The organism is Pseudomonas sp. FFPRI_1, from assembly GCF_055384485.1.
This window is the reverse complement of sequence record NZ_AP029168.1, coordinates 1,125,001-1,151,079: the sequence shown is the minus strand read 5'-3', so window position 1 is coordinate 1,151,079 and position 26,079 is coordinate 1,125,001. Positions and strand designations below refer to the sequence as shown.

Here is a 26,079-nt window from a genome sequence, read left to right as displayed (position 1 = left end):
TGAAACAATAGTCCACCCGCTACCTAGAATCGAGCCTCTCCCGGCGCTTGGGCCAGGGAGCCTGTTCCTCGATGGAGAGTGGCTTATGAACAGACCCGCGGCAGGCCTTAGAGCGGCCGATGTTTTCTCACCCACCCTGGCAGCACTGATTTCAGTGCTGGTGAACTATGGCGGGACGTTCATCCTGGTGTTCCAGGCCGCTGAACTGGCACGCCTGACGCCGGCCCAGACCACCTCCTGGGTCTGGGCCGTGTCGGTGGGCGTGGGCCTCTCCGGCATGTGGCTGAGCCTGCGCTACAAGGCGCCGATCATCACTGCCTGGTCCACACCCGGGGCGGCTTTCCTGGCCACGGTGATGCCCTTCACGCCCTATGCCGAGGTGATCGGCGCCTACCTGGTTTCGGCCCTGGGGTTCATTGTCCTGGGCTGGTCCGGGGCCTTCGACAAACTGGTACGGATGATTCCCAAGGGCATCGCGGCAGGCCTGCTGGCGGGCATCCTGCTGCAATTCGGGATCAATGCCTTTGGCGGTGCCAGCGCCGATCCACTGCTGGTGATAGTGCTGGTGCTCTCCTATGCCGTGCTGCGGCGCTTCACTTCGCGCTTTGCCGTGGTGGGCATTCTGTTCATCGGCCTGGCGCTGCTGATCGTCCAGGAACGGGTCGACTTTTCCACCGTGCACCTGAGCTTCGCCGTCCCGCTGTTCACCGCACCGCAATTCTCCGTGCCGGCCTTGCTCGGCGTGGCCCTGCCACTGTTCGTCATCACCCTGACCGGCCAGTACATGCCGGGCATGCTGGTGCTGCGCAATGACGGCTATCGGACCAGCGCCAACCCGCTGCTCACGGTCACCGGATTGGGCTCGCTGATCATGGCGCCGTTTGGCGCCCACGCCTTCAACGTGGCAGCGATCACCGCGGCCATCTGCACCGGCGAGGATGCCCACCCGGACCCGGGCAAGCGCTACATCGCCGGTATCGCCTGCGGGGTGTTCTACCTGCTGGTGGGGACTTTCGGGGTGACCCTGGCGACCCTGTTCATGGTCTTGCCCAAGGCCTTTATCACCACCCTGGCGGGCCTGGCGCTGCTGGGGGCGATCGGCGGCAGCCTGGCCAACGCCATGGCCGATGCGGCCACCCGGGAAACCGCGCTGATCACCTTCCTCGCCACTGCGGCCAACGTCAGCCTGCTGGGTGTCGGCGGTGCCTTCTGGGGGCTGGTCGCTGGCTTGACCGTGCACCTGGTGATCCTGGGGCCACGCAGCGCCCTGGAGATGGGCCGCGCCAAGCCCTGATGACGCCAGGAAGAGCCGGCTGCGCCAGGGCGCCCTTCTGGTCCGGGCTAGGGTTTTCTCAATGCCCGAGCCAGGCGCGCCATTGTCGTCTCGATCTCATGGGCGCTCAGGGAGGCATAACCCAATAGCCAACCCTGCTGTTTCTGTTCCCCCGCGTAAAGCCGGCTGAGCCCCGGCAGCTGGATGCCGGCTCTGGCCGCACGTTGCTGGGTCAGCGCCTCGCTCCAGCCGGGCTCCAGCAAGCACGGGATCTGCAACCCGCCCGGTGGTGGCAGGGCCCTGGCGATGCCCTGCAAATGCCGGCCGACGGCCTCCAGCATGGCCTGCCGGCGCCCCGCATACAGTTTGCGCATGGCCCGCACATGGGCGTTGTAGTGCCCCTCCTCCATGAACCGCGCCAGGGTCAGCTGGAGGATCTGCGGCGTGTGCCCGTCCATGATGCTGCGAGCGCCAGCGAAGGCCCCCAGCAGTTCGGCGGGCAGCACCATGTAGCCCATGCGCAGCCCTGGATAGAGGGTCTTGCTGAAGGTGCCGATGTACAGCGTGCGCCGGAACGGGTCCAGGCCCTGGACACAGGCGGTGGGCAAGCCGTCGTAGTGGAACTCGCTGTCGTAGTCGTCCTCGATGATCCACCGATCGTGCTCGGCGGCCCAACGGGTCAACTCCAGCCGGCGCTCCAGGGACAGGGTGGCGCCAGTTGGGTACTGGTGCGACGGCGTCACATAGACGCACCGGGCGCCACTGCGGTCGGCCCGCAGCAGGTCGGTGCGGATGCCCTGAGCATCGACGTCTATGGGCACGATCCGCGCCTCGGCAGCCTCGAAGGCCTTGCGCGCACCGAAGTAGCCCGGGTTCTCCATCAGGATCGGCTTGCCAGCGTCCACCAGCAGTTGCGCACACAGAAACAGCGCCTGGCGGGTACTGCTCAGCACCAGGACCTGCTCGGGCTGCACCTTGGCCCCGCGCTCCAGATTGAGGTAGGCGGCAATCGCCTTGCGCAGGGGCAGCGCCCCCTGGGGATCGCCATGCAGCAGCACGCTGGCGCGGTAATCCTTCAACGCCTGGCGTTGCAGGCGCTCCCAGACCTCCACCGGGAAGCTGCGGGTTTCCGGCAGCCCGGTAGCGAAGGCCGTGACCGCCTGCTGATCGCTGACGCCGCCCCTCTCCAACAGCGCCGCGCCACGCCGGCTCAGGCCCGCTCCCGGCTCCGGACTCTTGTCCGGTCGCCCCTGCAGGTGCTGGCGCCGGCGGGCCGTGCCACGCAACTGGGCCCCGATGGTTTCGCAGACATAACTGCCCGAGCCTTCGCGGCGCAGGATGAAACCGTCGCGCTGCAACTGCACATAGGCGTTTTCCACGGTGTCCCGGGATACTGCCAGCGACTTGGCCAGGGCCCGGGTCGCCGGCAGCTTCACCCCCGGGCCCAGGGCGCCATCGAGGATCAGCCCGCGCAAGGCGCGCTGGATGCGCTGATGCAGATCCAGGGGCGCAAACTCCGGGTCGCTGAGTTGCATCTTCAGAGTTTCAAGTTCGAAGGTCTGGGCCATGCGGTCTGCCGTAGGAAGTAAAAATATTACGCCGAAGGCGACCACCTTATCCCCAGAGCGCTACGCTCGCCAACGATCTCTGTAGCCGCTGCCGCGGTCCGACGGACCTGCCAGGCCTCAAGAGCGCGTCTACGGCGCAGCCGATCGCCGCCTGTGGCAGCGCCTAGAGTAGGGCGTCAGAGGTGCAGAGACCGGCCGGCAAATGAAAACGCCCCGGCTGGCGGGGCGTTTGCTGATCAGAGCGAGGAGCGCACTCGCCACAGCTCGGGGAACAGCACGGTATCGAGCATCTTGCGCAGGTATCCCACGCCCTCGGTGCCGCCGGTGCCCGGCTGGAAGCCGATGATCCGCTCCACCGTGGTCACGTGGCGGAAACGCCACTGGCGGAACGAGTCTTCCAGGTCGATGAATTTCTCCGCCAACTGGTACAGGTCCCAATAGGCCGAAGGGTTGGCGTAGACCTCGCGCCAGGCGGCTTCCACCGAAGGGTCGTGCTGGGTGGGGCTGGTGCTGTTCAACGCCAGGCGCTCGGGATCGATGCTCAGGCCGCTGCGGGCCATCAGGGCAATCGCCTCGTCATACATGGACGGAGTGGCAATCGACTCTTCCAGCGATTGCAGCAGCTCGGGACGATGGGCGTGGGGCCGCAGCAGGGCCGCGCTCTTGTTGCCGAGGATGAATTCGATTTCCCGGTACTGGAACGACTGGAACCCCGAGGACTGGCCCAGGTACGGCCGGATCGACTTGTATTCCGAAGGGGTCATGGTGGCCAGTACCGCCCAGGCATGCACCAGTTGGTCGAAGATCCGCGAAACCCGGGCCAGCATCTTGAACGCCGGGGGCAACTGGCCCTGGCGCACATGTTCACGGGCGGCCTTGAGCTCGTGCAGCATCAGTTTCATCCACAGCTCGGAGGTCTGGTGCTGGATGATGAAGAGCATCTCGTTGTGGTCCGGCGACAGTGGATGCTGGGCGCTGAGAATGCGCCCCAGGTCCAGGTAGTCGCCGTAGCTCATGGCGTCGGAAAAATTCAGCTCGGCGTTATGCCATTCCGCCGGGGGGTTGCTTGAATAGGGACATTGGCTCATCGCGTGGGCTCCTCGCCTCAGGCAGCGGTTACCGTGCGCCGGTGTGCTGCCCCGAGCGGGGCGAGCACGGCCGGAGAACGGCCAGCTGTGTATTTATTGTAGGAATCAATCAGCCAAGGGGCGCAGGATCGCCCGCACCGGACTGGCGTCCAGGTGAGCGAAGCGCAGTGGCAGGGCAATCAGTTCGTAGTCGCCTTCGGCAACCTCATCGAGCACCACCCCTTCCAGGATCGCCATGCCATGCCGGGCCACAGCGTTGTGAGCATCCATGGTCTTGGATTGCTGGGGGTCGAGGGACGGGGTGTCGATGCCGATCAGGCGTACCCCAAGGCCGGCCAGCAGATCGACGGTGGCTTGGGCGACGGCGGTGAAGTGCGGATCCCAGGTGCTCAGCGGCGCCTGTTGATAAGTGCGCAGCAGCACCCGCGGGGGCAGGTTGTCCAGGCGCCCGAGCAGATCCTCGGGCTGCACCAGGGCACCGCTGCCCAGGCAATGCAGGACTCGGCATGGCCCCATGTAGAGCTCCAGGGACACTTCGCCGATGGGCAGGCCGTCCGGCCGGTAGTGCAAGGGTGCATCGACGTGGGCACCGGTGTGGGGCGACAGGGTCACCCGGCCGACGTTCACCGGGCACTCGGGCCCGAACTGCCAGACGCGCTCTTCCTGGAACGGCGTATCGCCCGGCCAGGTCGGGGTCGCGGTACTCAAGGGCGGGCTGATATCCCACCAGCGTGGTGTATTTTCCATTCGTGCGGCTCTTAGGTCACTCCGAGCTGAATGATACGAGCGAAACCGGTAAAGATTCTTGCAAAATCACCCGGGCAGCTTCGGATATTTCGCACATCCTGCCAATAAAATGGCCTTTGCCGGATGAATCTTGCAGGCCCGATTTCCCCGCCCTGCCCTCCGGCCACCAGCCTGCCCTGGCGCGCGCCACACTGAGCAACTGCGCTTCTGGATACCCCGAGGTCGAGAACAGACAACCCCCTGCCCGCCGGGCGCTATAGGGTGCGGCTTCAGTTCTCTGCCCGCTAGGAGCACAGCATGTCGCAACCCATTACCGTTCTTCGCGATACCCATCCGCTGCCGGTCCTCGACGCCTGCAAATGGGAAAAACTCCAAGGTGATCCGCACACCGTCAACCTCAACGCCTACACCAGCGAGGATGGCAGCAAGATCATGGGCACCTGGATCTGCACCCCCGGCAAATGGCGGGTGGCCTATGAAAAGTGGGAGTACTGCCACTTCCAGGAAGGCTACTGCGTGATCACCCCGGACGGCCGCGACCCTATCCACCTGCGGGCCGGCGATATCTTCGTGGTCGAACCCGGGATGAAAGGCACCTGGGAAGTGGTGGAGACCGTGCGCAAGTACTTCGTCTTCGCCTGAGCCGCGTAGCACCAGCGGGAGCCCGCCTCAGCCGGGCTCCCCTTGCCGTGTTGCGATTCAATTCTGCGCCTTCTGCCAAATGTCTATATAATCCCTGCCAAATGGCAAAGGCAGGAGCAGCACTCATGGTTGCGCTGACAGGCACCGGCATCGCCCTCAAGCGGCGAGGCAAACTGGTATTGAAAGAGCAGTCCTCGGACATCCTCCTGGGTGGCCGGGCACGCTTTGACGACCGTATCTCGATCTATCGCCTGACCGAGGAAGGCATCCCGCTGACGGCGATCATCAAGTTCGTCTCCTCGGTGCCCATGCTCAAGGACGAACAGGTCCTGGCCAAGATCATCGGCCTCTCCGAGCGCACCCTGCATCGGCGCCTGAAAACCCCTGACGAGCCGCTGAACCCGGAACAGAGCGCCCGCGCGGTGCGCTTTGCCCAGGTGCTGGCCAAGGCCGAGGACATCTTCGGCAGCAGTGAAGAGGCCCAGGAATGGATGGCCAAGCCGGTGATGGGCCTGGACGGCCACAAGCCGGTGGACCTGCTGACCAACCCCATCGGCTTCGAACTGGTGGACGAGTTCCTCACCCGCCTGGAATACGGGGTCTATCAGTGATCACGGTGCCGGGCAGCAGCACCCTTCATTTCTGGCGCCTGGACGCCGCCCGGCACGCCGACAGCTGGGACAGCGGCATCGGTGCCGAGCTGTGCGGCGGCCGCTGGAATTCCAAGGGAGTGAAAGCGGTGTACGCCAGCGCCGACCCCGCCACAGCGATTCTCGAAGTGGCGGTGCACAAGGGCTTTTCCGCCCTGGACAGCGTGCCCCACGTGCTCACCGGCGCCCTGATCCAGGACCCGTCGGCCATCTACCGGCTCGATGAAAACAGTATTCCCAACCCCAACTGGCTGGTGCCGGGGATTCCCAGCGCCGGCCAGCAGAAGTTCGTCGACCAGTTGCTGGCGGACCACCCGTTCGTGCTGGTGCCCTCGTCGGTGTCCCGGCACAGCTGGAACATCCTGATCAATCCGCTGCTGGCCAAGGGGCTGTACCAGGTGGTGATCCAGGAACGCTTCGGCCTCGACACCCGCCTCAACCCTCCCGCCGTCTCCGCTGCCAGCCGGCCGAACTGAGCCAGGCAAAAAAAAGCGGGAACCTACCCGACGCAGGTTCCCGCAAATGCCCCGGCTGAAGGGGCTGCATTCCATGTGATGTGGCGTGGGTGCTTGCTCCCGGGGGCCTCGGCCCCCAAGAGCAGCTGTCAGGGTGGCCCGCCGGCACAGGTCAATCGGCTGCGACTCTGGGTTTGCTGCGCAAACCAGCGGGAGCAAGCTCCCTCGTCACAGCCGTCGCGGCCGACAGCCAGCGCATCACTGCGGCTTGCGGTAGCTGTTGACGATGGCCGAGAAGTCCTTGCCACCTTCCCCGCGCTGGCTCATGGCCTGGTACAGCTGCTGGGCCACGGCACCGAGCACCACCGGCTGGTGGGCCTGGCGCGCGGCTTCAGTGGCCAGCCCCAGGTCCTTGAGCATCAGCTCTGCACCAAAGCCGCCGGTGTAGCCGCGGGACGCCGGAGCGGTCTCGATCACGCCCGGCCAGGGGTTGTAGGTGTCGGAACTCCAGCAACGGCCAGTGGAGCTGTTGATGATCCCGGCCAGCACCTGGGTATCGATGCCCAGGGCATCCCCCAGGGCCATGGCTTCGCTGACGCCGATCATTGAGATCCCCAGCAGCAGGTTGTTGCAGATCTTGGCGATCTGCCCGGTGCCCACTTCGCCACAGTGCACGATGTTGCGGCCCATCTGCGCCAGCACCGGTTGCAGGGTGGCGAACAGTTCGGCGCCGGCGCCGACCATGAAGGTCAGGGTTCCGGCCTGGGCACCGCCGGTGCCACCGGATACCGGCGCATCGGCCATGGCCACGCCCTGCTTGGCGGCGGCGGCGGCCACCTCACGGGCGGTCTGCGGGTCGATGGTGCTGCAATCCACCGCTGGAACGCCGCGGCCAATACCCGCCAGCACCCCGTCTTCACCCAGCCACACACTGCGTACATGAGCCGCAGCCGGAAGCATGGTGATCACCAGTTCGGCGCCTTCGGCGGCGGCCTTGGGCGAGGCTGCGACGCGTCCGCCCAGTTGCGCCAGCTCCGCCAGCACGCTCTGGTTGAGGTCGAACAGGTTCAACTGATGGCCGGCCTTGATCAGGTTGCGGGCCATGGGCGCGCCCATGTTGCCCAGGCCGATAAATGCAATGTTCATGTCAGGCTCCTCAACGCAGGCTGATGGTGGTGTTCACACCGTCGTTGACGCTGTCATCGTCGAACCAGCGGCTGGTGACGGTCTTGGTCTGAGTGTAGAACTGCACCACTTGCTTGCCGTAGGGGCCCAGGTCGCCGAGTTTGGAACCGCGGGAACCGGTGAAGCTGAAGAACGGCACCGGCACCGGAATCGGGATGTTGATGCCCACCTGGCCGACGTCGATCTCGCTCTGGAACTTGCGCGCCGCCGCGCCGCTCTGGGTGAACAGGCCGGTGCCGTTGCCGAAGGGGTTGGCGTTGACCAGGGCAATGGCCTGATCCAGGGTGTCGACCTCCAGCACCACCAGCACCGGGCCGAAGATTTCCTGGGTGTAGATCTGCATCTCGGTGGTCACCCCGGAGAACAGGGTCGGGCCGATGAAGTTGCCCTGCTCGTAGCCCGGGACAGTGATCCCACGGCCGTCCAGCTCCAGCTTGGCGCCTTCTTTCACGCCACTTTCGATCAGCTCCAGAATCCGCGCCTTGGCCCGCTTGGAGACCACCGGGCCGACATCGGTGCCCGGCTCGCTGCCGGCGTTGACCTTGAGTTTCTGCGCCAGGGCCTTGAGGTCTGGCAGCCACTGCTTCGAAGCCCCCACCAGCACCACCACCGAAGTCGCCATGCAACGCTGGCCGGCCGCACCGAAGCCTGCGCCCACCAGGGCGTTCAGGGTCTGTTCACGGTTGGCGTCGGGCAGGACCACGGCGTGGTTCTTCGCCCCCATCATCGATTGCACGCGTTTGCCGTGCTTGCCCGCCAAGTCATAGACGTGAGTGCCGACGGCGGTCGAACCGACGAAGGACACCGCCTTGATGTCCTTGTGGGTGCACAGGGCATCCACCACCTCCTTGCCGCCGTGCACCACGTTGAGCACGCCGGCCGGCACCCCGGCTTCCACCGCCAGTTCCACCAGCAGCATGGTGGACAGCGGATCCTGCTCGGAAGGCTTGAGCACGAAGGTGTTGCCGCAGGCGATGGCCATCGGGAACATCCACAGCGGGATCATCGCCGGGAAGTTGAACGGGGTGATCCCGGCGCACACGCCGATCGGCTGGCGCAGGGTGTAGGTGTCGACACCACCGGCGACGTTCTCGGCGAACTCGCCCATCTGCAGGGTGCCGATGGAGCAGGCATGCTCCACCACTTCCAGGCCGCGGAAGATGTCGCCCTCGGCGTCGGCGATGGTCTTGCCCTGCTCGGCACTGAGAACCACGGCAATGCGTTTGGAATGCTCGCGGATCAAAGCCTGGAGCTTGAGCATGATGCGCATCCGCGCGCCGATCGGGGTCAGTTTCCAGGTCTGGAAGGCGCGCTGGGCGGCAGCGATCGCGGCGTCGACTTCAGCGGCGGTGGCAAAGGGCACCTTGGCCAGCACTTCCTGAGTCGCCGGATTGACGATGTCGTGCCATTCCTGGGTCTGGGACTCGACCCATTCACCGTCGATCAGCAACTTGACCTGTTGCAGGGTGGTGCCGCCGGGCTTGAGGGATGCGTTCATGGGGTCTCCTGACTTCTTGAGTTCTTATGCAGGGAACCAAGGCATTGGCTGGCCTTGAGAGAGGGGCTGTCGCGAGTTGGTATCGGACGGTTTTTGGAGTATAGATGTGCAAATTCCTAATAAGAACGCACATAAAAACCGGTCCATCATGCAAAAAAACATCACCTCGCTAAGCACCCTGAACTGGGACGACCTGAAGTTTTTCCTCGAAGTGGCCCGCACCCGCAAGGCCAGCAGCGCCGCCAAGCGCCTGGCGGTGGACTACACCACGGTGTCGCGACGCATCGGCTCCCTGGAAACCGCCCTGGGCACCCTGCTGTTCGAAAAGTCCCGCACCAACGGCTTTGTCCTGACCGCCGAGGGCCAGCGCCTGTTGGGGTATGCCGAATCCATCGAGAGCACCCTGCACATGGCCTGCGAGCAGGTTTCAGGTTCTGGCGTAGCGCTTTCCGGGCATGTGCGCATGGGCTGCACCGAAGGCTTCGGCAGTTTTTTCATCACTCCGCAGTTGAGCCATTTTCTCGACGACTACCCGGCGATCTCGGTGGATATCCTGCCGCTGCCGCATTTCATCAGCCTGTCCAAGCGCGAGGCGGACATCGTCATCGCCCTGGAGCGACCGGAACATGGCCCCTACGTGTGCTGCAAGTTGTGCGACTACCGCCTGCAGCTGTACGCGACCCAGGAGTACCTCGACCGCCACCCGCCGATCCGCCGCCCTGCCGATCTGGGCGAGCATCAATTCATCAGCTATGTGGATGACCTGGCCTTCAGTTCCGAGCTGCTGTACCTGGCCAATGTGGTGCCCGGGGCCAGCGCCCACCTGCGCAGCACCAGCGTCATCGCCCAGTACGTGGCGGCGCAGCAAGGGCGCTCCCTGGCGATCCTGCCGTGCTTCCTCGCGGCTCAGGACCCGCGCCTGCTGCCGGTACTGCCCGGGGAGATCAATCTGACCCGGCAATTCTGGATGTACTGCCGCGAGGACCTGCGCAAATTGAAGCGCATCACGCTGCTATGGGATTACATCCGCCAAGTGACCGAGCAAAATCAGCCACTGCTCATGGGCGACAGCCGGACGATGCAGTTCGCCGCCCCCTAAGCCGAGATGCGTGGCACAACCGATCTGGATAACCGAACGGCAAGGACTCGCCCGGCGCTCACTGCCCGCCCTAGGTGCACTCGTTTCCTGCGCCGGACTAGGGCCAGCATCCCAGTGGTGGGAAACCGGCCTGGCAAGCACCGTTCACGCTCCCGAGATCAGCCCCAACGATTGCTAGCGGATCCAGCAATTCAAACCTTTGCGGATCCTGCCTGGCATGTTCCATACCCAATACCATCCGGATCCGACGGCCGAACCCATCCAGTACGCTCGCTGGGAGGTTCCGGGCTTTTATCGCCTGTAGACCCGCGCAACGGCAGGCTGCTGGGTGAAAGCCGGGTCTATGACCTGGCTGACGCCGGGGGGGCGCTGAAATGGGGGTTCAGCACGGTGCCCTGGGTGTCCGCCGGCATGATCCAGATCGGCCCCAACCTGCCCGACGGCATAGGCGACGTGCCGGCTCCGGGCCGCTAGCGGCTGCCGAGGGCAGCCGCGACGATGCGCGGCACCGATCAGTCGGCAATCACCACGATCGATACCCGACGGTTCTCGGTGCGCCCGGCCACGGTGCTGTTGGACGCCACCGGCTCGCTGCTGCCCAGACCGCGCAACTGGATGTTCTCTTCGCGCATGCCCACCTGGGTCAGCACCTTGACCACACTCTTGGCCCGACGTACGGAAAGCTGCACGTTGTAGGCCTCCTTGCCCGAAGCATCGGTGTGGCCATCGACCCGAACCTTCTGGATATCGACACTGAGCAGCGCCTTGCCGATGCGCTGGACGATCTCGGTGCTGGCCTGGTTCAGGGTTTCCACATCGCTGCCAAACAGCACCTTGCCCGACAGGCCAAAGGCCCAGCCTTCATCCGTCAGTTCGAAGCCCTCCTGTTTCAGTACCGCGATCTGTTTCGGGGTCAGACCTTTGGGCGGCACACTCTGGCAGCCGGCCAGGGCCAGCAGGGCCATGAACAGCAGGGTGCTGAACAGTCGAACCGAACGTTGCGTCAATGAGAACAAGGGAATTAGCTCCTGTTTTGAACTTGAACGATAGGGGGCTCCGCCCCCACTGTGTGTTGCCCGCCTCGCGCACCGCGCTTGGCCTGGTACATCGCCGCGTCTGCGGCATTCAGCAGACTGCCTGGAGTGGCGCCATGATCCGGGTACACGGCGATGCCGATACTCAGGGAAGTCAGGATCGACAGGCTGCCGGGCAACGGGATCGGCATCTCCATGCTGCTGATGATCTTGTCGGCGATGCGCTGGGCATCCTCGACCCGATGCAGAGGGCTCAACAGCACGGCGAACTCGTCACCGCCCAGGCGCGCGACCAGATCATCCTCGCGCAGTTGCGCACGAATTCGCGTGGCCACCGCCACCAGCACCGCATCACCGGCTGCGTGACCGAAGTTGTCGTTGATTTCCTTGAACCGGTCGCTGTCCAGGAACAGCACTGCCATGCGCTCGTTGAGCTTGTTGGCACTGCGCAGGGCACGGATCAGCCGGCCTTCGAAAAATGCCCGGTTGGGCAGGCCGGTCAAGCTGTCGTGGCTGGCCTGGTGGGCCAGGGTTTCATTCTCGCTTTGCAGATGGGTCTGCCAGGCCTCCAGCTCATCGAGCAAGGCATTGAAGTCGTTGCCCAGGTTATCCAGCTCGGCAATCTGCGCCGGCGGCACCCGCTGGTCGAAGGCCCGTTCGCGTCGGGCGGCGTGGGCCACCTCCGCCAGGCTGCGCAGGGGGCCGGTGATGCCCCGCAGCTGGCGGCGTGCCAGGTACAGCGCCAGCCAGGCGCTCAGGGCGATGCACAGCACAATCCCTACCAGCCCGCTGAAGAGGAAGCGCAACAAGCTGCCACCATGGCCGGTGACGTTGATGGTGCCAATCTCCCGGCCCTGGTGAAGGATCGGCAGGCTGATGGGTTTTTCCAGGAACGCGCTGGCGATGTGCATTTCCAGGGTGGTCAGAAAGCCGCTTTCCGGGCGTTGCCAACTGGCCAGCAACTGGCCCTGGCTGTCATACACCTTGGCATCGGCCACCTCCTCGGTGGAGGCGATCAGGGCCAGGGCCTCGGTGGCCACCACGCTGTCGTTGAACACCACGGCGGCTTCCACGGTGTAGCTGATGGAGCGGGCGATCAGGTGCAGGTTGTGATCGGCATACACCCGCAACGCCAGGACCCCGAGAAAGGTCAGGGACAGGCTGGCCATGGAGATCGCCAGCAGGGCCACGATCAAGTGGCCTCGGCCGATGACCGACCGCAGCGTCGGGCGGGCGTTGGATTTGAACAGTTTCATGGGGCCGCCGGGCGACGACGGGAAAGTTGCAGCACGCTGGGGTGGATTTTCACCCCACTGCGGGCCACGGAGTCCAGGTTGACCTCGAACGATACCTGGCTGTCGCTGACCCGCAGGCAGAACAAGCTGCCGACGGTGCACTGGTCGCCGCCCTCGCTGATGCTCAATACCGGCTTGCCGGTCAACGAGTTGAACAGGTGGGTGCGCTCGTCATTGGTCAGTTTGCCGACATAGACCGAATCGCACTCCGTGGCGAGCGCCGGGTTGCCGGCCAGCAGGCGGCGCACCAGAACCGGGCGCCCCGTGGCCTGGGTGGTGCCCTTGAGCAGATCGTCGGTGTATTCAGTGGGGCCCACCACGCACAGACGCAGTTGGGTCGGCTCTACCGGCCAGCGAGCGTAGCTGAGGATCCCCAGCACCACTTGCGTCACCGCCCTGGCTCGCTGCTCGGCCAGGCTGGCCGGGGCTTGCGGCTCCGACTGGGCAATGGCAAACAGGCTGAACAGGCAGAGAAGGGTCGACAGTACACACTGCCTCCACCCCAAAATGCGCTCTGTCCTCAAGACAGCCACGTCCATGCAGGGATTCTCTTTGCTTTTCACGGAAATGATGCCGCAACGATAGCACAGCCGGGGAAATCGCAGCGAGGTCAGAGCCCTGAAACGGTGCTGGAAAAATCCCAAAGTCATGCGTTTCAATCCAGCTCCAGCATCAACCCGCTGAGCCGCTTGACCCTGCGTCGCACGGCCTCTTCGAATACCCCTGCCCGGGGCTCGATCAGGCTGAACCAATCCTTGGCCCGGGTGATGCCGGTGTAGATCAACTCCTTGGTCAGCACCGGGTTCAGGGCATCGGGCAAAATCAGCGCCGTGTGGGCGAACTCCGAGCCCTGGGACTTGTGCACAGTCATGGCGTAGACGGTTTCCACATCATTGAGCCGGCTCGGCAGCACCAGCCGCACCCCGCCCTGGCCGTCGTTGCGCGGGAAGGCCACACGCAGCACCTGGCGCCCCGCCTCTTGCCCTTGCTGCTCCGGCAGCTTCAGGGCAATGCCGATATCGCCGTTCATCAGGCCCAGGCCGTAGTCGTTGCGGGTCATCAGCACCGGCCGGCCCTCGTACCATTGCTGGTCGCTGTCGATCAGCCGTGCCTTGAACAGGGCCTGGGTGATCCGCAGGTTCAGGCCTTCGACACCCCAGGGGCCCTTGCGTACCGCGCAGAGCAACTGGAAGCGGTCGAAGGCCTGCAAGACGTTGCGCGCCCAGTCGGTCCAGCGCCGGTCTTCCAGGGCGGTGCCGACGGGCGGGCGTTGGCTGCGCAGTACATTCAGGTAGTGACGATAGCCTTGGGGGCCCTCACCGTGGCCCTCCAGCAGCAGTCGCTCCAGGGCGCGGTCCTGTTCGCCCTTGAGGCTCAGGCCATAAAGGTCGGCGTGGCTGCGGGCCGCCAGCAGGCGCCGGGCTTCATCGGCCTGCTGCTGATTGACCCAACGCGCCAGCTGGCCAATCCCGCTGCCTTCACCAAAACGCCGGGAGTGGCGCAGCATCACCACTTGCTGCGCCAGCGGATGCTGGTGCCCGGTGTCCTCCTGCAAGCCACTGGCAGCAAGCTGCTCGCCACTGACGGCTTCCAGCCAGGCACGGGTCTGCGGGTTGTACCAGCCGGCTTCGGCGTCCCGGCACAGGTCGCCCAGGACCGCTCCGGCTTCCACCGAGGCCAGTTGGTCCTTGTCCCCCAGCAGCACCAGGCGCGCATGCACCGGCAGGGCATCCAGCAGGTTGGCCATCATTTCCAGGTCGATCATCGAGGCTTCGTCTACCACCAGCACATCCAGGGGCAGGCGGTTGCCGGCGTGATGGCGGAAATGCCGGGTACCGGGGCGATTGCCCAGCAAGCGGTGCACCGTGGTCACTTCGCTGGGGATCATCTCCCGCACTTCATCCGCCACCGACAGCGAACGCACCTGCAGGCTGATGGACTCCGTCAGGCGCGCCGCGGCCTTGCCGGTCGGTGCCGCCAGGCGGATGCGCAGCGGCTTGCGAGCCTCCACCGCCGGCGCCTGGAGCAGCGCCAGCAGGCGTACCACGGTGGTGGTCTTGCCGGTGCCCGGACCGCCAGTAATGATGCTGAAGGCCCCTCGGGTGGCCAAGGCACAGGCGAGCTTCTGCCAGTCGACAGGGCCTGCGGGCTTGGCCACACCGAACAGGGCGTCGAGACGCCCGGCCAGATTCTCGGGGGTTGGCTCGACCAGGGCCAGGCGCTGGCGCAGGGCATTGTCGATGCGCCGCTCATACGCCCAGTACCGCCTCAGGTACAAGCGCTTGCCCGACAGCACCAGGGGACGCTGCCGGGAATGTTCCGCATGATCCGCCGCCAGGGCTACCAGCCGGCTGCCGGCCAGGACCTTGCACCAGTGGGCGCCCTCGAGGCCTGCCAGCACCTGGGAGGGGAGCACCGGGGCGCCGCCCTGCGCCTCCCCTTCCGGAGGCAGTGACAGGGCAAAATCCGGCTCCTTGAGGGTTTCGAACAGGTCCAGGCAGACATGGCCATGACCCAACTGATGGCTGGTCAGGGCCGCAGCCATCAGCACCAGCGGATCGCACCCTGGGTCCAGCTCATGGAGAAAACCGACAAAGGCCTGGTCCAGGGAACGCAACCAGCCCCGCTCGACCCAGCGCTCAAGCAACTGCAGCAGGTCCTCGGCCCGGCTCAGCGGCGCCAGGTCAAACGCAGGCACTGGCGCAGACGGCTCGGCCAATGCGCCAAACAGGTCCTCGGTCATAACAGCACTCCCTGCTCCCAGGCGGGCTCGGCCTTGGGCGGCTCGGGCTGGCCCTGGAACATGCGGTCGAGGCGCTCGATCAACTGCCGTGGCGGCCGGGCGAAATAGGCGCCCTGGCTGGCGGCGCGAGTGCCGCGCAGGAACAGGTACAAGGCGCCGCCCATGTGCCGGTCATAGTCGTAGTCGGCCAACCGCGCCTTCAACTGCCGGTGCAGGGCCAGCAGGTACAGTACGTATTGCAGGTCGTAGCGGTTGTCGAGAATCGATTGTTCCATGGCCTGCTCGGTGTAGGCCGCGTCGTCCACGCCCAGCCAGTTGGATTTGTAGTCGGCCACGTAGTAGCGGCCCTGGTGTTCGAACGTCAGGTCGATGAAGCCCTTGAACATACCATTGAGCAACACCGGCTCGGCGGTCACTCGGGGAGCGCCCTGATGGGTCTGCTCACGTACCTGTTCATCAAGCTTGAGTACGTCGACCTTATGGCTGGCGAACCAGAACTCCATCTCCACCCGGTACTGGGTCAACTGTCCAAGCACCACCGGCGGTTGCCCATCGCCCAGTGCCAGGGGCGTCTGCAGCAGATGCTGCAACCAGTCGCTCAGGGTCGGGATCCAGCCTTGCCAGCCGCGGCGGTTGCAACGCCGGGCAACGGCATCCTCGAGTACCGCCGGTGCGGCAGCGAATCCCTCCTCCCCGGCCCACTCCAACAGGCCGTGGAGAAAGGTCCCAGGGTTCGGTCCGCGGGGAAAACGGTGAATGTCACCGCCGCTGGCGACCACTTCCCGGGGGGCTTCGGGGTCCAGCCGCTCGTCGTCGAAGAGTTTCTGCGCCTGGGGGTCTTCCGGTGCCGCGGGGCTGCCGGCGCCCAGGGTATCGCTGATACGCAGGGCGCTGTAGGACGCGATCCACCAGTTCTCTGCCGCGCGCCGGGCCGGAACCAGCGGAGCCAGCAGGCTGGCGGCACTGCGTGGCGGATGAAAGTGCTGAGAGTCGGCCGCCGGCAACTCGCCGACGCCAATCGCCTCGCAGCCTTGCTGAACATCCAGCAACCAGCGCAACAGCCCGGTGGATTCGGGCAAGCTAGCTCCCCCGCCCAGCAGATAGCCCAGGGCCGACAGGTGCAGCACCGAGCGGTTGTGGTTGCCGCGCTTGAGGTCGGCGACACCCAGCCAACAAGCATGCTGGGCTCGTGTCAGGGCCACGTAGAGCAGGCGCAGGTCCTCCGCCAGGCGCTCCTCGTCGGCCTGGGCGATCAGCTCCGGCGTCGGCCGCAGGCTGACCTGGGCCTTGCCCGCAGCGTCGTGGTAATGCAGCGGCAGGCGACTGCCGTCCACCGGCTTGGTGGAGCAGATGAACGGCAGGAACACCAAGGGATATTCCAGGCCCTTGGATTTGTGGATGGTCACCACCTTGACCAGTTGTTCATCGCTTTCCAGGCGCAGGATCTGCTCCTCCCCCGCCTGAGCGGACGACGCCAGGTGCTCGCCCAGATGGCGGATCAGGGCCTGTTCACCGTCCAGTTCAGCGGCGCTCTGTTGCAGCAATTCGCACAGGTGCAGGAGGTTGGTCAGCACCCGCTCGCCGTCGCTGCGGATCATCAGCGCCTGGGGCAGCTGGAAGTCGTGAAGCAGGCGCCGCAGCATCGGCAATACACCCTGGCTGCGCCAGATCGCCCGGTATCCGCGAAATTGCATGACCCGGGCTTCCCAGGCCAGCTCATCCTGGTTCAACCGCTCCAGTTCCACCAGGGGCAGGTTCAGCGTGAGGGAAGCCAGGGCCGCGCGCAGCGGACGCTCTACATCCGGCTCGGCACAGGCCTTGAGCCAGACCAGCAGGTCCCGGGCTTCCTGGGCGGCAAACACCGAGTCCTTGTCCGAGAGGTACACACTGCGTACCCCGCGGGCGGCCAATTCGCCACGCACCGCCTGGGCCTCTTTGCCGTCGCGTACCAGGATCGCGATATCTGCCGGCAGCAGGCCCTTGAGCGGTTGCTCAGCGCGAACAAAACCACTGCGGCCCTGCTGACCACCGTTGAGCAACTGGACAATCGCACTGGCGCAGGCCGCGGCCTGATGCTGCCGATACTGGGCACCGGACAGAGGCTGGTCCGACGGCAATTGCCAGAAGTTCAGCGCCGGCACCGGTTGCCCGTCAACCTGCAGGTGCTCCTTGCGCCCCTGGGCAGCCACCGCCAGGAACGGCACCGGGTTCTCGCCATCGGCCTGGCGAAACAGAAAAGCGCCGCGCCCCTGCTGACGTTGTTCGGCCTGCAGGAACACATGATTGACCGCACTGACCATGGCCTGGCTGGAGCGGAAGTTGGTACCCAGGGTATGCAGGCGGCCGCTGGTGGCCTGACGCGCCCGCAGGTAGGTGTAGATGTCGGCGCCACGGAAGGCATAGATCGCCTGCTTCGGGTCGCCGATCAGGAACAGCCCGGTCTCGGGATCGTTGCTCTCGATGCGGTAGATGCTTTCAAAGATCCGGTACTGCACCGGGTCGGTGTCCTGGAATTCGTCGATCAGGGCCACCGGGAACTGCTCGCGAATCAACGTGGCCAGGCGCTCGCCCGCGTCATTCTGCAAGGCCTGGTCAAGGCGCAGCAGCATGTCGTCGAAGCCCATCTCGGCGCGGCGCCGTTTCTCTTCTTCGAAACGCGCACCGACCCACTGCGCGGCATGCTGCAGTACTGCGGCATCGGGGCTGGGCAAGGCGTCGAGGCTGGCTTGCAACCCGGCCATGGCGTCGAGCCCCGGGTGACGGGGGGCTTCCCCCTTCCAGGCCTCGCTCATGCCGTCGGGAGTCAGGCGGGTGAAACCCGTGCCGATGTCCAATTGCTCGACGCTCTCATCCTCGGCCCAGGCAGTGATCTTCTCGAACCAGGGCTCGAAGAAGCGGGCCTGCATCTTGCGGCCATCGACGCTTCTGCTGGCGACGCCTTGCAGGCAGATATCCCGCAGTTCCTGCGCCCATTGGCGCCAAGGCGCCTTGAGCTGCAGCAAGGCTTCACGGCGCTCCTGCAGGCAAGCCTCGATCAACTCGCTCGGGCTCTGTGCCGATGGCTCTCGACGCTCGCTACCGAACATTGCGCGGACCCGGGGCAGCAATTCGGCCGGCCCCACCCAGTTGCAGCGCACCCAGTTCAGCGCATCGCCCTGCATCGGGTAGCAGAACAGCCGCCAGTAATCGCGCAGCACTTGTCCCAACAGGTCGCTGTGATCGGTTTCCAAGGTCTGGGTGAACAGGCTGCCACTGTCGAAGGCATGCTCGCGCAGCATGCGCTGGCACCAGCTGTGGATGGTCGAGACGGCGGCTTCATCCATCCACTGTGCGGCAATGTCCAGGCGGTTGGCGCAGGCGGCCCACTGCTCGGCGGGGTACTGTTCGCGCAGCTCGACGATCAGGCCATCGGGGGCTGCCGTTTCATCGCGGAAGAATCGCGCAGCTTCCGCCAGGCGGGTGCGGATGCGCTCGCGCAGTTCCTTGGTGGCCGCGTCGGTGAAGGTCACCACCAGAATCTGTGGTGGCAGCAGTTCGCGGCCGAAGCCTGCGGACTCGCCACCGTGTCCCAGTACCAGGCGCAGGTAGAGCGCGGAGATGGTGAAGGTCTTGCCGGTACCGGCACTGGCCTCGATCAATTGGCTGCCGTGCAGGGGGAAGGCCAGGGCCAGGGGAGCTTGTTGCGTCATGCACCGGCCTCCTCGCCGAGGGCCGAACGCCAGGGGGCATCCAGCAGGGGACGATAGAGCGTTTCGGCCCAGGCGCTGAAAGTTTCGTCGGCGACCAGGGCGTTGTAGTCAGCAAATTGTCGAGCCAGCGCCGGACTCTGGCGACGCTCGCCCTCACTGTTCTGGCCATCGCCATCGTAGGTCTTGCGGGCTGCGGCCGCGGCTTTGTCCGGATCGCTCTGGCCAAGCCAGGCAAAGGCGGTCTTGACCGCCACCGGCAAGGGCTGACGCATGCCCGACTGCCAGGCCAGCAACAGGTCGCCGAGGATCTTGCGTGCCCAATCCTGCTCCAGCGGAGGCAGCAACAGGCTGTCATCGCTGGCCACCAGCGCGGTGGTCAGGGAGTAGCCGCTGGCACAGGCCAGCAGGTGGTTGATCCAGGGCTTGATCAAGCGATGCCACTTGCGTGTCTTGAGGGTACCGATGCCATTGGGAATCGTGGTCACTGCCAGCAGTCCTCCATCCGCCCGCTGATGCAGGCTGCTCAGCCAGCCTTCCAGGCGCACACCCTGCAACTCCAGGCTGACCGGCAAGGCGCTGGTGACGGGTGTTGGCCACAGTTCGAGCAATTGCCGGTAGCGCTGCAACAGGTCCGGCAGCGGTTCCATCAGTTCGCGCTGCAGGCATTCACCGAAACCGGCCATGGGTAGCAGGCCGCTGGCTTGCAGCCTTTGCGCCTGGGCCTGCAGCGCCTGTTCCGCGTGCTCGGTATTGCTCAGTGCGGCTTCCAGCAGACTGTCGCTGAGGCTGTAGCGTTGCAGGGGGTCGAGGACAAAGGGTTCTTCATCTGCCAGTGGCGCTTCCATGGCTTCGAAGAACACCTTGAGCCGCTGGCTGAAGAAGTGCCGCACCGGGTTGCGCAAGAAATCCTGCAATTGAGCCAGGCTCAGGGGCTCGTCCTGAATGTAGGGCTCCAGCCGTTCAACCGCGCCAGTCTCCTGGGGCGCCTGGTGCAGGACCTGCCATTCCCGGGCATAGCTGAAGAGCGCATCGTCATCGTGGAAGTAGCGACCACTGAAGGGTTGCAGCGGATGCTCCTGAGTCAATGCGTCCAGCAGCGGAGCCGATTGATCCGGCAGCCGCCAGCCGCTGGCCAGGTGATCGCGCAACTGACCGATCAGCACCGACGCCGGACGCTCGCTGTTGTCACGAATACTGCGACCGACCCAGCTGACATAGAGCTGGTCCCGAGCCGAAAGCAGGGCCTCGAGCAGCAGGTAGCGGTCGTCCTCACGCCGTGAGCGGTCGCCAGGACGATAATCGCTGCCCATCAGGTCGAAATCCAGGGGCGGCTGGGCCCGTGGGTAGTCGCCATCGTTCATGCCCAGCAGGCACACCAGCTTGAAGGGGATGGCGCGCATCGGCATCAGGGTGCAGAAGTTCACCGCTCCAGCGAGGAAGCGCTGGGACAGACGCCCCTGGTCGAGCCCCGCGAGCCAGGCTTCGCGCACCACGGTCAGCGGCAACTCCTCTTGCAGGCCCACCGATTCGCAGGTTTCCAGCCAGGTTTCCCGCAGGTCTTCAAGCTGGCCCAGCAGGTAGTCATCATGCTCGGTGCTGGGCAGGAAGAACTGTTCGATCAACTGCTGCAAACGCTCCCCCCACTGTGCGGGTAGCGCTGGCTGGGTGAGTTGCTGGTAAGCGCTCTGCAGGGCATCGAGCAGCGCGACCAAAGGGCCGATCAGGGCTGCATCCAGGCCACCGATTTCGTCATAGGGCTCGATGCCGTCACAGGCATCGGAGCGGCCGACGGCATAGCCCAGCAGCATCCGTCGCAGGCCGAAACGCCAGCTGTTCTGCTCCAGCTCCTGGGGCAACCCCAGTTCGGCGCGCTGCTCGGCATTCATCCCCCAGCGGATGCCGGCGCCTTCGATCCAGCGATGCAGGGTCGGCAGGTCGGCTTCATCTACGCCGAAACGCGCACGCAATGCCGGCACATCCAGCAAGTCGAGGATCTCACTGACCGGGAAGCGGCTGTCCGGCAACTTCAACAGGTGCTCCACGGCAATCAACAGCGGATCGCGACCACGCTGGCCCTGGTCAGTCAGGGTAAAGGGAATGAAGCGGCGGTCATCACGCTCCAACTGACCGAACACCGCGCGGATATGGGGGGCATAACTGTCGATATCCGGAACCATGACGATCACATCGCGGGGCCGCAGGCCTGGCTCGGCACTGAAGCGTGCGAGCAGTTGGTCATGGAGGATTTCCACTTCACGCTGGGCGCTGTGGGCTATGTGAAAACGGATTGACTGGTCTTGCTGGAGATCGATCTCGGGCCAGCGCTCACGTGTTTCGTTGAGCGGGCGTAGTTCGAGGATGTCGTCCTGCAACTGTTGAAGCATGGTGCCGGGCTGGTTTTCGCTGAACAGGTCGATCCGTCCATCGCGAAAGGCCGAACGATAGCTGTTGGGGTCGTCGTAGCTGTCCAGCAGGTTGATGTAGTCCCGTCCCTGCTTGCCCCAGGCGGCCAGCAGCGGGTGGGCATGCTGGTGCAGGGTTTGCGGGTCCAGTGCATGGGGCATGCCGGCCTTGCGTGCCTGACGTTTGTACTGATGCCGCAGCAAGTCCTTGTCCGCGACGATATCCGCCCAGTGATGGCGACACGGGTTGTGCACGCAGAGCAGCACCTGGCTGAAACGGGCCAATCCAGCCAGCGCCTCCAGGGCCTGGGCCGGCAATGACGAGATGCCGAACACGATCACTCGCGATGGCATGCCGGCAGGAGCCAGCTCCAGGCTGTTGATCCGTTCGATAAATCGCTGGTGGACTCCGGCGCGGCTCTGGGCCATGCCTTCGGTTCCCACGTCCAGAAGCAGCGCCCGCCACAACTCGGCTTGCCAGCAGTTGGCAGGGGTCAGGGCCTTGGCTTCGCCGCGGACGTTGCGCAGTTGATGGCGGCCGGCAGCCCAGTCCTCCAGCCAGTCGGCTCGATAGACCTGATATTGGTCGAACAGGTCAGCCAAGCGCTCCGCCAGTTGATAGCGCTTGCGCAGGTCACTGTCGTGGGTCAGAAAGCGCTGCAGCGGTTCGAAATGGGGCTCATCGATCAACGCTGGCAAGAGGCGCATCAAGCGCCAGGTCAGCGGGGCTTTATCCAGTAGGGACTTGGGGGGAATCTCGTCTCGCCCCAGCACCAGGCGGTACAGCTGCCACATGAAACTGCCTGGCAGTTGCACATCCACCGCAGCAGCAATGCCACAACCGCCGGAGTCATCGTCTTCCGGGTCTTCTGCCAGGGCCAGCTTCAACCATTGGGCAATGCCATTGCTCTGCACCAGGGCAATTTCATTCTCCAGGGGCGCCAGTGGGTAACGCCGCATCCAGCTGACTACCAGGCTGCGCAACTCGTCCAGGCGGTTTCCGTGAACCACCATGAAACCAGGGTTGAGGGACGAGGTGTCCGGCATAACGGCTTCCTTGGAAAATGCAAAAAGCTAGGGCCGAACCTTAGCACTGTCACCGGATGCTGGCAGCCGGACAGTGTCACCCGAGGCATCGATCTCCTGCGGCTTTTATCTCGCGCAAAAACAAAACCCCAACTGCTTTCGCAATTGGGGTTTCGGAATTTAATCTTGACGATGACCTACTCTCACATGGGGAAACCCCACACTACCATCGGCGATGCATCGTTTCACTTCTGAGTTCGGGATGGGATCAGGTGGTTCCAACGCTCTATGGTCGTCAAGAAATTCGGGTACTGAGCCGTCTTTCGACGTATCAGCAAATTGGGTATGTAATAGCTTTGTGTGTTCGCAAACTTTCGGTTTGTTTCGTCTTCACACACCGCAACTCGCTTCTTAAGCAAATTGCTTGGGTGTTATATGGTCAAGCCTCACGGGCAATTAGTATTGGTTAGCTCAACGCCTCACAGCGCTTACACACCCAACCTATCAACGTCGTAGTCTTCGACGGCCCTTTAGGGGATTCAAGATCCCAGTGAGATCTCATCTTGAGGCAAGTTTCCCGCTTAGATGCTTTCAGCGGTTATCTTTTCCGAACATAGCTACCCGGCAATGCCACTGGCGTGACAACCGGAACACCAGAGGTTCGTCCACTCCGGTCCTCTCGTACTAGGAGCAGCCCCTCTCAAATCTCAAACGTCCACGGCAGATAGGGACCGAACTGTCTCACGACGTTCTAAACCCAGCTCGCGTACCACTTTAAATGGCGAACAGCCATACCCTTGGGACCGGCTTCAGCCCCAGGATGTGATGAGCCGACATCGAGGTGCCAAACACCGCCGTCGATATGAACTCTTGGGCGGTATCAGCCTGTTATCCCCGGAGTACCTTTTATCCGTTGAGCGATGGCCCTTCCATACAGAACCACCGGATCACTAAGACCTACTTTCGTACCTGCTCGACGTGTCTGTCTCGCAGTCAAGCGCGCTTTTGCCTTTATACTCTACGACCGATTTCCGACCGGTCTGAGCGCACCTTCGTACTCCTCCGTTACTCTTTAGGAGGAGACCGCCCCAGTCAAACTACCCACCATACACTGTCCTCGATCCGGATAACGGACCTGAGTTAGAACCTCAAAGTTGCCAGGGTGGTATTTCAAGGATGGCTCCACGCAAACTGGCGTTCACGCTTCAAAGCCTCCCACCTATCCTACACAAGCAAATTCAAAGTCCAGTGCAAAGCTATAGTAAAGGTTCACGGGGTCTTTCCGTCTAGCCGCGGATACACTGCATCTTCACAGCGATTTCAATTTCACTGAGTCTCGGGTGGAGACAGCGCCGCCATCGTTACGCCATTCGTGCAGGTCGGAACTTACCCGACAAGGAATTTCGCTACCTTAGGACCGTTATAGTTACGGCCGCCGTTTACCGGGGCTTCGATCAAGAGCTTCGCGTTAGCTAACCCCATCAATTAACCTTCCGGCACCGGGCAGGCGTCACACCCTATACGTCCACTTTCGTGTTTGCAGAGTGCTGTGTTTTTAATAAACAGTCGCAGCGGCCTGGTATCTTCGACCGGCATGAGCTTACGGAGCAAGTCCTTCACCCTCACCGGCGCACCTTCTCCCGAAGTTACGGTGCCATTTTGCCTAGTTCCTTCACCCGAGTTCTCTCAAGCGCCTTGGTATTCTCTACCCAACCACCTGTGTCGGTTTGGGGTACGGTTCCTAGTTATCTGAAGCTTAGAAGCTTTTCTTGGAAGCATGGCATCAACCACTTCGTCACCTAAAAGGTAACTCGTCATCAGCTCTCGGCCTTAGAACCCCGGATTTACCTAAGATTCCAGCCTACCACCTTAAACTTGGACAACCAACGCCAAGCTGGCCTAGCCTTCTCCGTCCCTCCATCGCAATAACTAGAAGTACAGGAATATTAACCTGTTTTCCATCGACTACGCTTTTCAGCCTCGCCTTAGGGACCGACTAACCCTGCGTCGATTAACGTTGCGCAGGAAACCTTGGTCTTTCGGCGTGGGTGTTTTTCACACCCATTGTCGTTACTCATGTCAGCATTCGCACTTCTGATACCTCCAGCAAGCTTCTCAACTCACCTTCACAGGCTTACAGAACGCTCCTCTACCGCATCACTTACGTGATACCCGTAGCTTCGGTGTATGGTTTGAGCCCCGTTACATCTTCCGCGCAGGCCGACTCGACTAGTGAGCTATTACGCTTTCTTTAAAGGGTGGCTGCTTCTAAGCCAACCTCCTAGCTGTCTAAGCCTTCCCACATCGTTTCCCACTTAACCATAACTTTGGGACCTTAGCTGACGGTCTGGGTTGTTTCCCTTTTCACGACGGACGTTAGCACCCGCCGTGTGTCTCCCATGCTCGGCACTTGTAGGTATTCGGAGTTTGCATCGGTTTGGTAAGTCGGGATGACCCCCTAGCCGAAACAGTGCTCTACCCCCTACAGTGATACATGAGGCGCTACCTAAATAGCTTTCGAGGAGAACCAGCTATCTCCGAGCTTGATTAGCCTTTCACTCCGATCCACAGGTCATCCGCTAACTTTTCAACGGTAGTCGGTTCGGTCCTCCAGTCAGTGTTACCTAACCTTCAACCTGCCCATGGATAGATCGCCCGGTTTCGGGTCTATTCCCAGCGACTAGACGCCCTATTAAGACTCGCTTTCGCTACGCCTCCCCTATTCGGTTAAGCTCGCCACTGAAAATAAGTCGCTGACCCATTATACAAAAGGTACGCAGTCACAGAACAAAGTCTGCTCCCACTGCTTGTACGCATACGGTTTCAGGATCTATTTCACTCCCCTCTCCGGGGTTCTTTTCGCCTTTCCCTCACGGTACTAGTTCACTATCGGTCAGTCAGTAGTATTTAGCCTTGGAGGATGGTCCCCCCATATTCAGACAAGGTTTCTCGTGCCCCGTCCTACTCGATTTCATGACTAAGAGATTTTCGCGTACAGGGCTATCACCCACTATGGCCGCACTTTCCAGAGCGTTCCGCTAATCTCAAAGCCACTTAAGGGCTAGTCCCCGTTCGCTCGCCACTACTAAGGGAATCTCGGTTGATTTCTTTTCCTCAGGGTACTTAGATGTTTCAGTTCCCCTGGTTCGCCTCTTGCACCTATGTATTCAGTACAAGATAACCATCTTATGATGGCTGGGTTCCCCCATTCAGACATCTCCGGATCAAAGTCTGTTTGCCGACTCCCCGAAGCTTTTCGCAGGCTACCACGTCTTTCATCGCCTCTGACTGCCAAGGCATCCACCGTATGCGCTTCTTCACTTGACCATATAACCCCAAGCAATCTGGTTATACTATGAAGACGACATTCGCCGAAAATTTGCATTCTTAATTAAAAGAGAACTCACAAATTTTACCTTAGCCTGATCCGTTACCAGTGAAAGTAACGTTCAGTCTATCTTTCTATCACATACCCAAATTTTTAAAGAACGATCTAATCAAAAGACTAGAAATCAACATTCAAAGTGAATGCTCATTTCTAAGCTTTCAGAAGCAGTTTATGGTGGAGCCAAGCGGGATCGAACCGCTGACCTCCTGCGTGCAAGGCAGGCGCTCTCCCAGCTGAGCTATGGCCCCATAACAAAATTGGTGGGTCTGGGCAGATTCGAACTGCCGACCTCACCCT

16 protein-coding genes, 2 tRNA genes and 2 rRNA genes (1 of these 20 only partly in view) are annotated in these 26,079 nt (G+C 63.0%); 5 read left to right on the top strand and 15 right to left on the bottom strand.

The genetic code is table 11. The features are described 5' to 3' along the window. Positions 1-85 precede the first annotated feature (85 nt). Positions 86-1,294, top strand: coding sequence for a benzoate/H(+) symporter BenE family transporter (locus ACZ5BO_RS05075; protein WP_464698561.1), 1,209 nt, complete (start codon positions 86-88; stop codon positions 1,292-1,294). 47 nt (positions 1,295-1,341) lie between these two features. On the opposite strand, the gene pdxR is transcribed toward ACZ5BO_RS05075, so the two are convergent. The 3 genes from pdxR to kynB all read right to left on the bottom strand — a co-directional run bounded on the left by pdxR (position 1,342) and on the right by kynB (position 4,676). Then, a complete protein-coding gene (gene pdxR, locus ACZ5BO_RS05070; protein ID WP_464698559.1) occupies positions 1,342-2,841 on the bottom strand; it encodes a MocR-like pyridoxine biosynthesis transcription factor PdxR in 1,500 nt (499 codons plus the stop codon). 236 nt (positions 2,842-3,077) lie between these two features. Continuing rightward, positions 3,078-3,929, bottom strand: a complete 852-nt coding sequence (gene kynA, locus ACZ5BO_RS05065) for a tryptophan 2,3-dioxygenase (RefSeq protein WP_025131495.1) — start codon at positions 3,927-3,929, stop codon at positions 3,078-3,080. A gap of 105 nt (positions 3,930-4,034) precedes the next feature. Next, positions 4,035-4,676 (bottom strand): arylformamidase, encoded by a 642-nt coding sequence (kynB, locus tag ACZ5BO_RS05060; protein WP_464698556.1) that lies wholly within the window; start codon positions 4,674-4,676, stop codon positions 4,035-4,037. A gap of 297 nt (positions 4,677-4,973) precedes the next feature. Between kynB and ACZ5BO_RS05055 the strand changes: the two genes are divergently transcribed. The 3 genes from ACZ5BO_RS05055 (at position 4,974) to ACZ5BO_RS05045 (ending at position 6,444) form a co-directional block, all read left to right on the top strand. Beyond that, a complete protein-coding gene (locus ACZ5BO_RS05055; RefSeq protein WP_011059115.1) occupies positions 4,974-5,318 on the top strand; it encodes a cupin domain-containing protein in 345 nt (114 codons plus the stop codon). A 125-nt stretch (positions 5,319-5,443) separates the two neighbouring features. Next, positions 5,444-5,929 (top strand): type II RES/Xre toxin-antitoxin system antitoxin, encoded by a 486-nt coding sequence (gene parS, locus ACZ5BO_RS05050; RefSeq protein ID WP_025131496.1) that lies wholly within the window; start codon positions 5,444-5,446, stop codon positions 5,927-5,929. Further along, a complete protein-coding gene (locus ACZ5BO_RS05045; protein ID WP_025131497.1) occupies positions 5,926-6,444 on the top strand; it encodes an RES family NAD+ phosphorylase in 519 nt (172 codons plus the stop codon). Before parS ends, ACZ5BO_RS05045 begins: the two co-directional genes overlap by 4 nt. Positions 6,445-6,681: 237 nt before the next feature. Here the strand turns inward: ACZ5BO_RS05045 and mmsB are convergent, their stop codons facing one another. Together mmsB and ACZ5BO_RS05035 are read right to left on the bottom strand one after the other, a co-directional pair. After that, positions 6,682-7,569, bottom strand: a complete 888-nt coding sequence (mmsB, locus tag ACZ5BO_RS05040; RefSeq protein WP_025131498.1) for a 3-hydroxyisobutyrate dehydrogenase — start codon at positions 7,567-7,569, stop codon at positions 6,682-6,684. Between the two features lie 10 nt (positions 7,570-7,579). Continuing rightward, positions 7,580-9,106, bottom strand: coding sequence for a CoA-acylating methylmalonate-semialdehyde dehydrogenase (locus ACZ5BO_RS05035; RefSeq protein ID WP_464698552.1), 1,527 nt, complete (start codon positions 9,104-9,106; stop codon positions 7,580-7,582). 148 nt (positions 9,107-9,254) lie between these two features. Here ACZ5BO_RS05035 and ACZ5BO_RS05030 point away from each other — a divergent pair, with 148 nt between their 5' ends. Continuing rightward, entirely contained in the window at positions 9,255-10,205 is a 951-nt protein-coding gene (locus ACZ5BO_RS05030) for a LysR family transcriptional regulator (RefSeq protein ID WP_025131500.1), read from the top strand. A 512-nt stretch (positions 10,206-10,717) separates the two neighbouring features. On the opposite strand, the gene yfiB is transcribed toward ACZ5BO_RS05030, so the two are convergent. The 10 genes from yfiB to ACZ5BO_RS04980 all read right to left on the bottom strand — a co-directional run. Then, positions 10,718-11,221 (bottom strand): outer membrane lipoprotein YfiB, encoded by a 504-nt coding sequence (yfiB, locus tag ACZ5BO_RS05025; RefSeq protein WP_025131501.1) that lies wholly within the window; start codon positions 11,219-11,221, stop codon positions 10,718-10,720. Between the two features lie 5 nt (positions 11,222-11,226). After that, positions 11,227-12,495, bottom strand: coding sequence for a diguanylate cyclase DgcN/YfiN (gene dgcN, locus ACZ5BO_RS05020; RefSeq protein ID WP_025131502.1), 1,269 nt, complete (start codon positions 12,493-12,495; stop codon positions 11,227-11,229). Beyond that, positions 12,492-13,073, bottom strand: a complete 582-nt coding sequence (gene yfiR / locus ACZ5BO_RS05015) for a regulatory sequestration protein YfiR (RefSeq protein ID WP_025131503.1) — start codon at positions 13,071-13,073, stop codon at positions 12,492-12,494. The genes dgcN and yfiR overlap by 4 nt, the downstream gene beginning before the upstream one ends. A 116-nt stretch (positions 13,074-13,189) precedes the next feature. Further along, positions 13,190-15,277: an exodeoxyribonuclease V subunit alpha gene (gene recD / locus ACZ5BO_RS05010; RefSeq protein ID WP_464698548.1), complete on the bottom strand. Its 2,088-nt coding sequence runs from the start codon at positions 15,275-15,277 to the stop codon at positions 13,190-13,192. Next, the gene (gene recB / locus ACZ5BO_RS05005) at positions 15,274-18,966 is read right to left on the bottom strand and encodes an exodeoxyribonuclease V subunit beta (RefSeq protein WP_464698546.1); all 3,693 of its coding nucleotides are present in this window, start codon (positions 18,964-18,966) and stop codon (positions 15,274-15,276) included. Before recB ends, recD begins: the two co-directional genes overlap by 4 nt. Further along, positions 18,963-22,415, bottom strand: coding sequence for an exodeoxyribonuclease V subunit gamma (gene recC, locus ACZ5BO_RS05000; RefSeq protein WP_464698544.1), 3,453 nt, complete (start codon positions 22,413-22,415; stop codon positions 18,963-18,965). Before recC ends, recB begins: the two co-directional genes overlap by 4 nt. Before the next feature lie 163 nt (positions 22,416-22,578). Next, positions 22,579-22,694 (bottom strand): 5S ribosomal RNA (gene rrf, locus ACZ5BO_RS04995). 135 nt (positions 22,695-22,829) lie between these two features. After that, positions 22,830-25,721, bottom strand: a 23S ribosomal RNA gene (locus ACZ5BO_RS04990). Between the two features lie 233 nt (positions 25,722-25,954). Next, positions 25,955-26,030, bottom strand: a tRNA-Ala gene (locus tag ACZ5BO_RS04985). A gap of 10 nt (positions 26,031-26,040) precedes the next feature. Continuing rightward, a tRNA-Ile gene (locus ACZ5BO_RS04980) sits at positions 26,041-26,079 on the bottom strand; it runs 38 nt beyond the window's last position.